The sequence below is a fragment of the Chryseobacterium gossypii genome (assembly GCF_041361455.1).
GTDB classification, from domain to species: domain Bacteria; phylum Bacteroidota; class Bacteroidia; order Flavobacteriales; family Weeksellaceae; genus Chryseobacterium; species Chryseobacterium gossypii.
The window spans coordinates 80,952-96,918 of sequence record NZ_JBGCUR010000007.1 but is presented as its reverse complement, the minus strand read 5'-3'; the positions used below and the strand labels follow the sequence as shown (position 1 = coordinate 96,918).

Genomic DNA, 15,967 nt, shown 5'->3' with positions numbered 1-15,967 from the left:
TTAAAAATTTATAATAATCTCACAAACCTATGGATTATTTTACCAATAAAAAATAAAAATACTTTATTGATTAAAAAATCGTCAATAAAAAATAACATTTATTAAAAATATACACAACATGAAGAAAAACAGATGAAAATTTTAAGCTCCATGGATTAACAGATCTAAAAAGCGGAAAATCCAAATAATGAAGCTGCCTTCAAAGTCAGAGAATTGCATTCACATAAAAAAATAAGCTCTCATTTCTGAGAGCTTATTCTGTTTGAAGTTATTAATTATTATTCTTTAATAAATTTCTTCTGTGCAGAGGTTCCGTTATCATCAATATCGATCACATAGACACCGTTGATCAGCCTGCTTACATCGATCTTATTGTTCAGGATGATTCCACTGGAAATCAGCTGTCCTGCAGCATTGTAAATCTTGTAATTTGCTCTTTTGCTGATGTTCTTCACATACAGTACAGAGCTTACAGGGTTTGGATAGATCATGATTTGCGTCTGGTCAATCGTATTAGGAACCGGCTGCTTGGAGATCCTTACCGTATAGTCCTCTACTTCACCATTGTCAAAACTCGTACAGTTTACAGGAATAGCTCCTCTCTGCATCGCCACCCGCATCACTACGTATTTGTAGTCCGTCATACTTACAAAAGCATCAGCGGGTACACTGAAAGTGCCTGTAACAGGAGAGGTTGTATTAGGACCCACAGCAAGAACCCTTTCATTGATATCAAAATATCCGTTCCTGTTGAAGTCAATCCATACCGCAATACCTTCTTCCTGGCTGGCGGTCTTCTCTATACTGATCTCATTTCCGGTAGATCCCTGGATAAGCTCAATGAACCTGGATGCATCGCCGGTATAATCTGTATAGCTTGAACCCTGTGAAGCACTTTCCATAACAGGCTTACCTACAGGCTTCACTGTAACCTTGGAAATATATTCATTGGCAAAGTTGGTAGATGACATCTGACAATATATTACCGTAGGTGTTGTGAAGAAATAAGGCTGGGTATAAGTACCCGGAGTACCGCTACAGATATTGGCTACCTGCATTTCATACTTCGTTAGTTCTGTCAGACCTGTGATGGTATAAGTATTCGTTGATACCGGAACAGTGGTCCAGCTTGGAATACCCACTTTTCTGTATCTCAGAATATAGGTTGCTCCAGGGAAAGGATCCCAAACCACTACTGCTGAAGTAGGAGTAAGGTTGGTAATGGTTAATCCCGGAGGAGGAAGCTCACATGTTCTTTCTGTAGTAAATACTTTAGGGTTCGAATATGGATTTTCCGTGGTCTCACCGTTACACTTGTTGGCTACCTGAACCTCGTAAGTCGTATAAGGAGTCAGACCTGTAATGGTGAAGGTATTCAAAGGTGCTGTTGTAATGTTTACAGTAGTCCAGGTAGTAGTCCCTACTATTCTGTACCTCAATACATAGGTTGAGCTTGCTGCGATCGGTGCCCAGGTTACTACCGCTGAGTTGGTAGTAACATTGCTGATGGTAACGTTCGGAGGCGTAGGATCACATCTGGTGGTAAAGGTCTTGATGGCTGTAAACGCTCCAGGAGTGTTACCACATACCGCTGCAATCTGTACTTCATACGTGGTGGCAGGGGTAAGCCCTGTTAATGTCAGAGGAACATTCCCCAGAAGGGTAGATGCATACACATCAGTCCAGGTGGTAGTTCCCTGAACCCTGTACTGAACAAGATAGGTCATGTTATTGGTAGCCCCTGTCCAGGTAATGGCAGCAGTATTATGCGTAACGGTAAAGGTAGGAGCCCCCGGAGTAGCTGTGCTACAAGGTCTCAGTTTTACCGCATAGTCTTCCACTTCACCATTGATGGCATTCTGGCACATCACCGGAGCACTGGAACGTTTCAATACCACTCTCATGGTTGTTGTCAGAGGTCCGCTGTAAGCATTGGAAGGTACACTAAACAATGCCGTTACAGGGGTAGTAGTGCTGGACGCAGAACTTAATATCTGTTCTGAGGTCTCAAATACACCGTTTCTGTTAAAGTCTATCCAGGCAGATACAGCATCACTGTTTGTAGCCCCTGCCCAGCCTTTGGCAACAGAGATCTTGTTACCTGTAGAACCGATATCCAGAGTGATCAGAGTATCTGGCGTATTATAGCTGATATAATTGGTTTGTACAGAAGTATTGTTCATGGCAGGAATGCCAGGATTAATAGGAGTAACCGTTACATTGGAAATGAAATCGTTAGTTCCTGTTCCTGTCATCTGACAATAGCTCAATGCCGGAGTGGTAAAGGTATTGGTAGCAGAGAATGATCCCTGGCTTCCGCTACATACTGTAGCGATTTGGAAATCATAGGCTGTCTGCTCTGTTAAGCCTGTAATGGTATAGGTATTGAAAGGTGCAGCCGTAATGTTCACCGTAGTCCATGTACCGCTTGGCGACAGCCTGTATCTTAATACATAGGTCGCCCCGGTAGCGGGGATCCATGAAATAGTAGCCGTAGTGGCTGTAAGGTTGGTTACGGTAATATTTGTAGGAGGAGCCGTGGTACAAGGCTGCAGATCAATTAATTTCACAGCATAGTCTTCCACTTCACCCCAGGTAAAGCTTCCGCAAGGTGTAGGAGCAGTAGATTCTCTTATGATCACACGCATACGGGTAGTAAGGTTACCACTGTAAGCACCCGCTGCTGCTGTAGGAACATTAAAGGTTCCTGTTACAGGAGAAGTGGTGTTGCTTGGGGATGCCAATACCTGTTCATTATTTTCAAAAATACCGTTTCTGTTAAAGTCTATCCAGACTCCTGTGGCAAATGACCACTGAGTTCCAGGCCATGTTTTGGTAACTGACAGTCCATTACCGGAAGACCCTCTTACTAAGGTTACCAGTCTGGCAGGATCTGTACTGAAATCGGTATAGTTACTTTCTCCGGAATTGCTCGACATTGGAATCGAGTTGGTCGGATTTACAGTAACATTGGTAATATAACCATCAGTAGTGCTTGTTGAAGTTGCCGTACAGTAGCTGATTGCCGGAGTTGTAAAGCTGACTCCTGGTGAGAAAGCTCCCTGAGTTCCCCCACAAACAGTTGCTATTTCAACTTCGTAGGTAGTTTGTTCCGTTAAGTTGGTAATGGTATAATTACTTGTGAGTGGAGCCGTAAGGTTGACCGTAGTCCACGGACCATTAGGTGCCACTCTGTATCTTAATACATAGGTCGCCCCGGTAGCAGGGATCCATGAAATAAGGGCTGTAGTAGGAGTAAGGTTACTGGCTGTAATACCTGTTGGAGGAGCAGTGGTACAAGGCTGCAACTGAGCGCTTACGAACTGAACCCTTGGAATCTCCGAATACCTGCTGCTGGCAGATGGCGGGCTGGCAGGATCAGGGTTGTTTGTATCACTTCTATAAAGTATACCTCTGTTGTTCCCTGCTGTATAGCTGCCCCAGTCGGCAGTACATGAATAGCCAGGAGCATTTTCATCAACGGCAATAACGATATTGCTTGTTCCGTCCCATACAAATGGAGCCGTTAGTGTCAGTTCAAGCCAGGTACCGTTGGTCATTGCAGGTACCATTCCCGAATAAACCTGGGATAAGGTGCCCACAGGAATCCAGCTGTCTGTCGTTGCAAAATTGTCCTGAGTGGTATTCTCCATATAGACCACCCACTGGTTATAAGTACTTTGGGTAGAAGCAGTATTGTCTACATAAAATCTGATTTTGGTAATTAGATTATTGGTACCAACCGCAGCTGCCACTTCGGAAGCGGTATATATCTGCTGGGAATAGCCGTAGCCATAGCAGGAATAAACCGGAAGGTAACTCATTGATGCTGTTCCTGAACCAATTTGTCCCGGAGTAAATGAAGGTCCTGCTACCCATACACTTTGATCTGTTGAAGAACAGATTGATCTCACCCACCAATAATAAGTGGTACCCGCAGTTAAGGTAGTCAGAGGTGCTGAAGTTCCGGTAACCGGGGTTCCTGTGGTTGCAGGGGTAGGCGGAGTGTTGGTTGTTGTAAGGTAATATTCATAGCCGTTAGCAGGTGCAGTCCCTGGTGCCGTCCATCCTAAGGTAGCCCCGTTAGGCGTCACATTAGATACGTTAGGAGCAGAGGGTACAAGACAGGTAGGAATAAACATATTGACGTTATCAACAGCAGCCGGTGGATTGGATCCTGTTGTTCCGTCATTCCTCCATTCAAATACCAGACGCATGGTAGAGCCTGCAAAGCTGCTCAGGTCAAGCGTAGGATTGCTATAGGTTTGCCATGAGTTTTGCATCTCATAATTGCCTCCTAGCTGAATCCTTCCTCCCCCGGCAGCGATCTGTGTACCTGCGGTAGGAGTATAGGTTCCGGGAACCAGCCATACCCGGAAATAATCATATCCGGAATCATTTCCATAGGATTTCCAGTCAAAGGACAATACAGCATTGGTTGTTCCGGCCGGAATAGCAATATCCCTGTAAGCCTGGACAACACTGTTCATGTTGTTGGTATATGCATTGCTGGTCCCGTTGTCATTAGAGATATAGATGGATCCCGACGGGTTTCCGGCAGCAGAACCATAAGCCCATTGATTGGTCTGAGTTCCGTTGACAAAAGTAAAATCATTACTACTCGAGAAATCCTGAGTATAAGGTAATGTAGCGGGCCCCTGCGCATAGACCTGGGTTACAAAGCCTATATCGATCAGTCCCAGAAGAAGAATTAAAAAAGTAAAAATTTTCTTCATAATGTTCTCAATATTATATTAATCTTACAAATCTAATCATTTTTTATTATAAATTTATAAGTTAAAATACTTTTTTGCATAAATTTCAGAATAATTGATTTTATGATTCGGAATAAAAAATCCCCCAGGTAAGCCTGGGGGATTGTGTATAAAAATTAATTATTATTTTTTGATGAACTTAGATCTGAATGACTCTTTGCCTTTATCATCAATCGTAATAACATATCCTCCTTTTACTAATTCCGAAACATAAATTTTTCCGGCATTAATATTTCCACTACCGACTAGCTGTCCTGCAGCGTTATAAATTTTGTAAGTAGCTTTGTCCGATACTTTAGTAACATTCAATATGTCGCTTACCGGGTTAGGATATAGCTGGATACCATTTTTCGGATTGTTCACTTCATCGGTTGCCAGTTGACTTGTAATGACTACGTTATAATCCTCGAATTCTCCATAAGTGTTATAAGTACCACATGGGTTTCCAATATATGCTCCGGATTGAGTAGTATACAACATTCCTACACGCATTCTAAGTCCCATACCGGTTACTGCATTTGCAGGAACAGTAAAGCTGGCTGTTACAGGGGTTTGTACAGTAGTATTGGATGTAAGAATTCTTTCAGAATCTTCAAAAGTACCGTTTCTGTTATAATCTATCCAAGCAGAAGTAGCGCCAGGATATGGGCCGTCACCGCTCAACCATCCTTTACTTACAGATATAGTATAGGTAGAACCAGCTGTTAAATTAACCTGCAATGCTGCATTAGTAGTATAATTTGTATACAGACTGGAAGATGAAGAGTTATTTAGATTCGCTAGGGTAACGTTTGAAATGTAGTCATCAGTATCATCAGCTGAAGAAGCTGTACAATAAGTTAATCCTAATGTCGTAAAGTTTGAAGAAGCAGAATAAGTTCCGGTTGTGCCTGAGCAAACTGCTGCTACCTGTACTTCATAGGCTGTTCCATCAACTAAGCCAGATATTGTGGCGTTAGGAACTGAGCTTGTAGTTTGCTGCCAGGTTGTTTCAGACACTTTCTTATAACGGATCACATAAGTAGCACCGGATATAGGAGCCCAGCTCACATAAACGGAATTTACCGTGATATTACTTGTTGTAACTCCTGTAGGAGCGGTTCCGTCACATGCTGCAAAGGTAGTAACCAATGCTGAATTAACAGCATAAAATACATTTCCAATAGACGATACTCTCAGCTTAATAGTCTGACCATTTAATGAAGCAGGGAAACTGAATGTTTCCGAACCGTCATTGGCAGTGGATGCTGCAAGAACGGTCCAGGTAGCCCCATTATCTGTTGTATAATCAATTTTCACATTAGCAACATTATATGGTGCAGCTGCCGTATTGGCCACATCCCAGGTAACTGCAGACGGTGTATTGTAAGCAACGTACTGTGAAGTAACCCTAAACGGTCCGTCATTGCCTACAACAATAGTTTGTTCAGCAGATTGAGTCTGTTGCTGATTAGCTGCAGCATTGTTATCTCTTACCGTTACGGCGAATTTTGTTGTTCTTGGAACCATTGAAACAGATTCCCAGGTATTGGTAGAGTTATTTAAAACGCCTGCCAATACGGATTCAAACTTAGGGAAATATCTTGTCGGATTAGTAGTTGGTACTACAGATCTGAATGAAGCTCCCGAAGATGTAGTTCCTATATTGTTTTTATTGATGGTAACATTGGCATTATCTACTTCCTCCCAGGTATAGGTCAGCGGATCATTCTCAGGATCCGTTGCTGAAGCAGTCAGTACAAATGCGGTTCCTTTAGGTATTGTATAAGTAGGTAAAGCAGCAATTGTAGGAGCATTATTTGTAATGGTAGTTTCTACATCACAAGTTTTGCTTTTCAGGTTATCTTCAACCTGCTTGATGCTCACTTTATGGAAATACGCGTCTGAATGCAGCTGCACATCAGTATTTGCACCTGTAATACCTGCATATCCCATGATTGTTGTTCCTGACCCCGGCTCAACGTTTACTCCCGCACCCTCCAAAGCATGAGAGAATGTGTGGTTAGCTCCGAGCTGGTGGCCCATTTCGTGAGCTACATAATCGATATCAAAATTATCTCCTTCAGGTATGGCATCTGCCGGAGAAGTATATCCCGAACCTTTTTGCAGTGAAGTAGTGGATGTAGGGTTGATACACACACAGCCTATACAACCTGCATTACCACCACCTCCTGATGCTCCGAATAAGTGTCCGATATCATAATTGGCGTTTCCTACATTAGCTGTAAGTGTTTGCTGAAGCTGAAGATTCCAGTTACCCATCTGTGTTGCCGGCGAATAAGGATCGGTAGCAGCATTCACATAAATGATACTCGGATAGTTCTGTACATTTAAGTGTAAGGCAAAATCTTTTTCAAAAACTCCATTTACCCTGGTCATAGTTGCATTGATAGCGGCCAATGCTCCCGCAACAGTTCCTCCAAAATATTGAGTATACTCCCCTGTAACTGATATTGCCAGTCTCATGGTCCTATACTTTTTATCAGACATTTTAGAGAAATCAGTCGGCTGATTGGTAAAAGCCTTACCCTTTTCTAGCAACTGGTCTATCTCATTCGCTGCTGCAGTACCTTCCTCAGTGCTGCAAACAAAGCTTTTACCTTGTGTCGGCCTTGTTTTAGGGTGGATTCCATATACGGTTCTATCCGTTTTCTGAGGCTCAATAAATTCATAATTACCATCTTTGATCACCATTGACTGGAAATCATTAGGAGCAACAGAGAACCTTACATATTTGGAAGGATCATCTATCCCCACGCCTACATAAGACCCCAATTGATATTGATCTGCCAGTTCCTTCACTACAACTGGAAAACTATAGACAGCAAATTTTTCAATTTTACCATTTAAAGTTGGTAAAGAGATTTCTACAGGCTTTGCATTAGACCCTGTTTCTTGCGCATTTTTAAGTTGTTCTCTTAATTTATTAATATCCAACTTATAATAGCTACGCACCAGAGAGAAATTTTCTTTCTCTCTAAATGTAGTGGGTGTCCACTGCGCAAGGGCAGAGCCACCTATCAAACTACAAAATAAAGCAGTAATGAATTTTTTCATAAAAAGGACTATTTTTAAGTTCTCCAAAAATAATCATACATTCCAATAAAAACCAAAAAATATCAATTTAATTTTAAATTATTATTAAAAATACCTAAACATATGTCATAAAACTGTGAAAACTTTACAAAAAAAGTCTTAGAATTATTTCCAAGACTTTTTACGATATTATATAAAATTGTAATAAAACAGGCCTGTTTTACTATAAATTCATTAAAACTTATAGGCAATACTCCAGGCAAAACCCATGTTAAATTTGGATGAACTCCTCCCAAATCCGGGAACTATCATAGGCTGTATATCATCCTGCTTCGTAGTGAACACCAGATATTTGGGTTGAAGATTTACATCGATATAAAAATCAGAATCAAACAGCTGAACCCTGCCTCCTATAGTTCCTTCAATCCAATATGAAGACTGTCCGGAAGAGGGAAATGCTATGGATGAACTGCTCCCCCCATATCCGCGAACAGGAATTGCCATATATTCCTGTGTATAGAATGATCCTCCCAGTTTCCCTCCTGCATAAAATCCATTAAATTCATTTTCAGCATCTTTGGCCAGCATGTAGAAGGCTCCTAATTTTAAAAACGGACCATTGGCTTTGGCATCATATCCGTTTTTCTGGTAAACATTGGTTTCAAAACCAGCTTCTACAATGCCACTTAGGCTTTCTTTAATTCTGGACGAGATAAAACCCTGATATAATTTCCTGTCAGAAAAAAAAGATATGCCTGTATTGAGAACATCAAAACCAACCATAAAGTTGGGTTCATATTTCCATTTTTCTTTTTCAGCTTTTTTTGTAGTCTCCTGTGAAAAACACAGCAGATTCAGCATACTAAAAAAGAAGGTACAGATTAGTTTTGTCTTCATTCTCTATAAAATTTTGTCCTGGTTCCAGGTTTTTCACGATATTGGATACTGTAAGCTCTGAGCTCAGATTTTCATATGTTTTTTTTAATCCACATCCCGGGGATACATAAGTAGCTTTAGTTGAATAGCTTACCCTCACCTGCGATTCCGCTTGCTCGGATCTTGTTTTAACATATATATCTGTATAAGGAGCATCATCCACCCTTAAAGGAATTAAAATGGAATCAACCGCTGCCCGTGCTCCCAGGTCAACCTTTCCGGAACCGTAATCTACATAAATATACAAACTATCTAATCTTTTAAGCTTCAGATCACTAAGATTCTTGAACCGGATTTTCATCCGGGGGGTTCCTTCACCACTTTCGCAGATATCATCGTCTCCGCCACAGGAGCAAAGCATTGCCAGAAAGCATGAAAAGAGAATGAATTTAAAGTATTTCATATTATGATTTGAAAACCAAATTTAAATAAATTATTTTTTTATAAGTAAGGCAATATTCTCAACGTGATGAGTTTGGGGGAACATATCTACCGGCAGTATTTTTACCAAGGTATAATCTTCTTTCATCAAAGCCAGATCCCTGGCCTGTGTGGCGGAATTGCAGCTTACATATACTATTTTATCCGGGGAAAGCTTCAGGATTTGTTCCACAACTTTCTGATGCATTCCGTCTCTTGGGGGATCTGTAATCAGAACATCTGCTTTAGGATGATTTTGCAGGAATTCATCGTTGAAGATATCTTTCATATCGCCACAATAGAACGTACAGTTCGTTAGCCCATTTAATTCCGCGTGTTCTATGGCGGCATCAATAGCTTCCTGTACAGATTCTATTCCTATCACCTGTTTTGCTTTCCTGGCTACATACTGGGCAATGGTTCCGGTTCCTGTATAAAGATCATATACCACTTCATTCCCTTTCAGATCAGCAAATTCAAGTGTTTTCCTGTATAGCTCCAACGCCTGTTTGTAATTAGTCTGAAAGAATGATTTTGGCCCGATTTTAAATTTCAATCCATCCATTTCCTCCATCAGAAATCCGTTTCCAAAATAAGTATTGATATCCAGATCGTAAATAGAATCGTTTTGTTTCGGGTTAATTGCGTATACCAGGGTTTTGATCTGGGGAAATGCTTCCAGCAAGAAATCAAAAAGCTTTTCACTGTTCTCCTTCTCTTCCCTGAAAAGCTGAAATAAAACCATCCACTCCCCTTTAGAATTCTGTCTCATCATCAGTGTTCTGAGGAATCCTTCCTGGCTTTTTACGTCAAAAAAGTCGAGTCCGTTCTTATCGCCATATTCTCTTACAGCCAATCGGATAGCATTGGAAGGAGCCTCCTGAAGGAAACATTCCTTAAGGTCGAGAATTTTACTCCACATTCCCGGAATATGAAATCCTAATGCGTTTTTATCGTTGATATCAGTTTGGGAATCTATTTCTTCTGCCGTTAGCCATCGTGCATTGGAAAAAGAAAATTCCATTTTATTTCTGTAAAAGTAATCCTGTTCAGACCCTAATATTGGCAATATCTGGAAATTATCGATTCCTCCGATCCTTTTGATATTATTATAAACTTCTTCCTGTTTAAATTCAAGTTGCTTCTCATAGCTCATATTTTGCCATTTGCAACCTCCACAGGCTCCAAAATGGATACATTTAGGCTCTACCCTGAAAGGAGATTCTTCCAAAACCTCCACTACTTCAGCTTCATAATACTTCGATTTAGATTTTTTCACCCTTGCGTTGACCACATCTCCGGGAACTGCACCTGAAACCAGCACCGTCTTACCGTCTTCTGTCTTGCCTATCGCTATTCCTTTAGCTCCCGCAGTAAAAAGCTTTATATTTTCAAGAATAATATTTCTCTTCTTTTTCATTCCGCAAATTCTGTTTCTGTATGTTTGATTGGGTCCTCCGGTCCCATTCCGCAAAAATACAATAAAAAAAACCTTATCCGAAGACAAGGTTTTGATCTATTTAAAAATTGATTATTTTGTCTGTGCAGGTTGCTGTTGGGGAGCTGGTTGCTGAGGAGCTGCCGGTTGGGCTGTAGCGGGTTCCATACCTAAACCTGATTGTAGCTGTACATTTGGGTTCACCTTTGGTGCGGAAAGGCCTGTTTGCTTATCAAGCACCGTTACCAGGTCCGGATCACCAAGATTAAAGAAAGGCTTACTTGCTATTTTACCTTCTTTATCAACTACTATGAAACAAGGCAGCTTAAATCCGTATACACCATATTTTTTAGCAATATCTGAATTTAATCCTCCTTCACCATAAACATTAACTCCCGTCAATCCCTTTAACAAAGTATTGCTTGTTTTTACAAACTGTTCTTTGGTATCGTCCAGGTTAACGAAAACGAAGTTCATCTTAGATTTATAAAAATTCACAACTTCTTTCAGGACAGGCACTGTAGCTTCTCCTATATAAGGATTCCAGGATGCATAAAAGGTGATCATATAGGGTTTCCCTTTATTTTCAGATAATTTATATGCTTTTCCGTCCTGCTTTATCAATGACGCTTCAGGAGCCTGTTCACCGATCTTAAACCCGTTGATAGCAAACTGGATTTTTTTCAGATCTTCTTTAATGGTAGCATCTTTAATATCCTCATCGATGATCTTTTTGATCTTTTCAGCAGTTTTTTCCGGAGTGCTGGGATGCATATCAGACTGTGCCATTACAAACGCAAGAAGGTAATCTTTAGTCAGCTGGGAAATATCTTTTTTACCTTTCAGATACTGATTGAATAATTCTGAGGTCGTGATATCCGTTTTTCCTTTACTGTTTGCTTCAGCATATTTTTGAAAATCAGGACTCATTTTAGATAAAAGATAGCTTCTGTAAGCAGGGCTCTCCTTCACCATTTCATCCTTATTTTCCTGAAGCTTGTTTTCATAATCCGTAAACGCTTTGGTAACCTTAAAAGACGGATTTCCTGACATTTGCTTCTGCATCATTTCATATTGTGCCATCACGGTGAGAATGGTGCTTGCAATATCATTCTTCTTCCATTCTACTACGGCATTGTCTGGATTGAACTTTTTAACGTTTTCATCAATATTTTTCTTTACATCTGCTTCAACCTTCTGAATACCTTTAAGAAAGGTTTTTTCGTCTTTGGTCATCAATTCTCTGATATTGACCGTCTGGGCATAATTCCCAAGATATTTTTGGGTGGCCAGGAAGAAATCGTTATTCTTTTTTGCATCACCTGTGATAATATATTCAGTAGGAAAGGTGGCTCCGTTTCCAGAAATATTGAGGGCCTGGCCGGATTTTAGATACACCAGGTTTTGTTTGCCTCCATAAGAAATCACGTACATCCCGCTTTTAGGCGCCTCGAAGCTGCCTGTAAAAGTTCCGTCATTTTTAATCCCGATATTTGCTAATGGTAATGTGGCAACGCCGGAAGCTTCAATGAACTCTATTCTTTCCAATGGAGATCCACCGGTAATCTTCCCTTTTACTTCTACTTTTTTAGAGCAAGACATCGCAAATACAGCGATGATAAACAATAAAAGATATTTTTTCATTTCGAATTTTAAATTAAGCAAAAATAAGTTTTTCAATACACTAAACACAATTTAATATTGCTTTTTATGAAAGATTTAACTAAAAAAAATCGCCATCCGGTGAGGAGACGATTTTTTATTGTATTTAAAGTCTTTCTATCCTTTGTCAAGGAAAGCCGCCATATATTCCCTGTTCATTCTGGCAATATTCTCAAGAGAAATTCCCTTAGGACATTCCACTTCGCATGCACCGGTATTGGAGCAGTTTCCGAATCCTTCCTCATCCATAGTCTTCACCATATTAAGCACTCTTCTTTTAGCTTCTACCCTTCCCTGTGGCAACAATGCGAACTGAGACACCTTAGCCCCCACAAACAGCATAGCAGAACCATTTTTACATGTCGCCACGCAAGCCCCGCATGCGATACATGCCGCAGCATCCATTGCCTTGTCAGCATCTTCTTTCGGAACCGGGATAGCGTTGGCATCAAGTGTATTCCCTGATGTATTGACAGAGATGAAACCTCCGGCAGCCATAATCCTGTCGAATGCGCTTCTATCCACTATCAGGTCTTTGATCACAGGGAAAGCAGCACTTCTCCATGGTTCTATAACGATCGTTTCACCATCTTTGAACATTCTCATGTGAAGCTGGCATGTTGTAACCCCTGTATCAGGCCCGTGAGCTCTACCGTTGATGTAAAGCGAGCACATCCCGCAGATCCCCTCACGGCAGTCATGGTCAAAAGCAACCGGTTCTTTTCCTTCGTTAATTAAATTTTCGTTAAGGATGTCCAGCATTTCCAGGAATGAGGAATCTGTGGACACATCCGATATTTTGTAGGTCTCAAACTGACCTTTAGATTTATTATTTTTTTGTCTCCAAATTTTCAGCGTAAGATGTAAGCCTTTTTTTGCACTCATAATTGTATATTTATAGGTTGGAGATTATTTGTAACTTCTAGTTTTAACCTCGATGTTTTCGTATATCAGGTCTTCTTTATGCAGAACTTCCTGATTGATGTCTGCCCCCTGATATTCCCAAGCCGCAACGTATTTGTAGTTGACGTCATCTCTTTCAGCCTCACCATCCGGAGTTGAGTGATCTTCACGGAAATGTCCTCCACAAGATTCGTTTCTGTGCAATGCATCGATGGCCATTAATTGTCCAAGCTCAAGGAAATCTGCTACCCTGAATGCTTTTTCAAGCTCGGTGTTCATTCCATCTACTTCGCCCGGCACTCTTACATTCTTCCAGAAGTCGTTTCTTACTTCTTCGATTTCTTTGATTGCTTCTTTCAACCCTTCAGGAGTTCTTCCCATACCTACCTTATTCCACATAATGTGCCCAAGTCTCTTATGGAAATGATCCACGGAATGTGTTCCTTTATTATTTATGAAGAAATCAACCTTTTCTTTTACCCCTTTTTCTGCTTCATCAAATGATGCCGTGTTCGTAGGGATAGCGCCTGTCCTGATATCGGCAGATAAATAGTCTGCAATGGTATAAGGCAACACAAAATAACCATCCGCAAGACCCTGCATCAGCGCTGAAGCACCCAGTCTGTTTGCACCGTGGTCTGAGAAATTAGCTTCTCCGATTACGAAACATCCCGGAATGGTGGACATCAGATTATAATCTACCCAAATCCCACCCATAGTATAGTGAACCGCAGGATAAATTTTCATCGGGGTTTTGTAAGGATCGTCTGCTGTGATCTTTTCATACATCTGGAACAGGTTACCATATTTTTCCTCAACCCAGCTTTTTCCTAAATCATAGATCTGCTGTTCAGTCGGGTTATGAAGATGCCTTTCAATAGCAGCTTCCCTACCTTTTTTCATAATCTCTGTTGAGAAGTCCAGATATACCCCTTCCTTAGTATCGTTATTTTCGATTCCGTATCCTGCATCACATCTTTCCTTGGCAGCTCTCGACGCAACGTCTCTAGGCACGAGGTTACCAAAAGCAGGATATCTTCTTTCCAAATAATAATCTCTATCCTCTTCTTTAATGTTTTCAGGTCTCAACCTACCTTCCCTGATGGCTACGGCATCCTCTATATTCTTAGGAACCCAGATTCTTCCTGAGTTTCTCAAAGATTCAGACATCAGCGTAAGTTTAGACTGCTGTGTCCCGTGTACCGGGATACAGGTCGGGTGTATTTGCACATAGCAAGGGTTTGCAAAATATGCTCCTTTCTTATGAATCTTCCAGGCAGCTGAGACGTTTGAACCCATTGCATTTGTAGACAGGAAATATACGTTTCCGTATCCTCCGGACGCAATGACAACAGCATGGGCAGAATGTCTTTCAATCTCACCTGTAACCAGGTTTCTTGCAATAATTCCTCTTGCCTTACCATCAACTATTACAAGATCCATCATCTCATGACGATTGTACATTTTGATCCTGCCTTTCCCGATCTGACGGCTCATTGCAGAATACGCACCTAATAATAGCTGCTGACCGGTCTGGCCTTTGGCATAGAATGTTCTTTTTACCTGAACCCCACCGAATGAACGGTTATCCAGCTGACCTCCATATTCTCTTCCGAAGGGAACTCCCTGGGCAACACACTGGTCTATGATGTTGGCCGAAACCTCAGCCAATCTGTAAACGTTGGCTTCTCTTGCTCTATAATCTCCACCTTTAATGGTATCATAAAATAGTCTGTATATAGAGTCACCATCGCCCTGATAGTTTTTAGCCGCATTGATCCCTCCCTGAGCCGCAATGGAATGCGCCCTTCTCGGAGAATCCTGGTAGCAGAAAGCTTTCACATTATATCCCTGCTCAGCCAAAGTAGCCGCAGCAGAGCCACCTGCCAACCCCGTACCAACAACAATAATATCAATCTTGTCTCTGTTGTTCGGTGCAACAAGGTTCATATGATCTTTATGATTTTTCCATTTATCCTTAAGAGGACCTGCTGGAATTTTTGAATCTAATTTACTCATATTAGTATATTGATATTATTGAGTTATAAAATGATAAATTGCAATGAAAATAAACCCTAGAGGGATAAGAAAAGAATACCAGTTCCCTACTGCCCTGATCACCGGGGTATATTTCGGATGTCTTGCACCAACGGATTGGAAAGAAGACTGAAATCCGTGGCCTAAATGCAATCCTAGCAATACAAAAGAGATCACATATAAAACCACTCTCCAAACATCTGCAAATTTTGCATGTAAGTCTCCCCAGAAACGTGTTTCCTCAATCGGCAATCCATCCACATACTTATAGTTCATTTCATGAACCCAGAAATCATACAGGTGAAGCCCCAGGAAAGCTAAAATAACCGCCCCGGAAATAATCATATTCCTGGACATCCAGCTTGAATTCTGAGAAGGGTTGTTTGAAGCATATTTAACAGGACGCGCTTTATTGTTCTTAACCTCAAGCACAAATCCCATTACAAAGTGAAAAATAACCGCAAACATTAATATCGGCTGCATCACAAATTGAATAAGAGGATTATATCCCATAAATTGCGAAGCATTGTTATAAGCTGTCTCCCCAAAAACCGATAAAAGGTTTACTGAAAGGTGCATCACCAGAAAAATCAGCAAAAACATCGCTGACAATGCCATAGCATATTTTCTACCTATCGTAGAACTCGTTAAACCTGCCATATAAGTTTAAATTTGAATTTCCACAAAATTAAGAAATGTTAACAACATCAAAAAGTGAGAAATCTCACAATTAGCCAGTTTGTAATCTTTCTAAATAAGC

9 protein-coding genes are annotated in these 15,967 nt (G+C 40.9%); all 9 read right to left on the bottom strand.

Translation table 11 applies throughout. The features are described from left to right. Positions 1 to 278 precede the first annotated feature (278 nt). Positions 279 to 4,736, bottom strand: coding sequence for a fibronectin type III domain-containing protein (locus ABMQ40_RS06310; RefSeq protein ID WP_370897681.1), 4,458 nt, complete (start codon positions 4,734 to 4,736; stop codon positions 279 to 281). 162 nt (positions 4,737 to 4,898) lie between these two features. Next, the gene (locus tag ABMQ40_RS06305) at positions 4,899 to 7,832 is read right to left on the bottom strand and encodes a reprolysin-like metallopeptidase (RefSeq protein WP_370897679.1); all 2,934 of its coding nucleotides are present in this window, start codon (positions 7,830 to 7,832) and stop codon (positions 4,899 to 4,901) included. A gap of 213 nt (positions 7,833 to 8,045) precedes the next feature. Continuing rightward, the gene (locus ABMQ40_RS06300) at positions 8,046 to 8,708 is read right to left on the bottom strand and encodes a DUF6048 family protein (RefSeq protein WP_370897677.1); all 663 of its coding nucleotides are present in this window, start codon (positions 8,706 to 8,708) and stop codon (positions 8,046 to 8,048) included. Continuing rightward, positions 8,674 to 9,150, bottom strand: a complete 477-nt coding sequence (locus tag ABMQ40_RS06295) for a DUF6452 family protein (protein WP_370897675.1) — start codon at positions 9,148 to 9,150, stop codon at positions 8,674 to 8,676. Before ABMQ40_RS06295 ends, ABMQ40_RS06300 begins: the two co-directional genes overlap by 35 nt. A gap of 30 nt (positions 9,151 to 9,180) precedes the next feature. Next, positions 9,181 to 10,587, bottom strand: a complete 1,407-nt coding sequence (gene rlmD, locus ABMQ40_RS06290; protein ID WP_370897673.1) for a 23S rRNA (uracil(1939)-C(5))-methyltransferase RlmD — start codon at positions 10,585 to 10,587, stop codon at positions 9,181 to 9,183. A 111-nt stretch (positions 10,588 to 10,698) separates the two neighbouring features. Next, positions 10,699 to 12,249 carry a TlpA family protein disulfide reductase gene (locus ABMQ40_RS06285; protein WP_370897671.1) on the bottom strand — a complete coding sequence of 517 codons (1,551 nt, stop codon included), beginning with the start codon at positions 12,247 to 12,249 and terminating at the stop codon, positions 10,699 to 10,701. Positions 12,250 to 12,384: 135 nt separating this feature from the next. Next, the gene (locus ABMQ40_RS06280) at positions 12,385 to 13,152 is read right to left on the bottom strand and encodes a succinate dehydrogenase/fumarate reductase iron-sulfur subunit (RefSeq protein ID WP_370897669.1); all 768 of its coding nucleotides are present in this window, start codon (positions 13,150 to 13,152) and stop codon (positions 12,385 to 12,387) included. A gap of 24 nt (positions 13,153 to 13,176) precedes the next feature. Continuing rightward, the gene (locus ABMQ40_RS06275) at positions 13,177 to 15,189 is read right to left on the bottom strand and encodes a fumarate reductase/succinate dehydrogenase flavoprotein subunit (protein WP_370897667.1); all 2,013 of its coding nucleotides are present in this window, start codon (positions 15,187 to 15,189) and stop codon (positions 13,177 to 13,179) included. Between the two features lie 15 nt (positions 15,190 to 15,204). After that, positions 15,205 to 15,867 (bottom strand): succinate dehydrogenase cytochrome b subunit, encoded by a 663-nt coding sequence (locus ABMQ40_RS06270; protein WP_370897665.1) that lies wholly within the window; start codon positions 15,865 to 15,867, stop codon positions 15,205 to 15,207. Between the last annotated feature and the right edge of the window lie 100 nt (positions 15,868 to 15,967).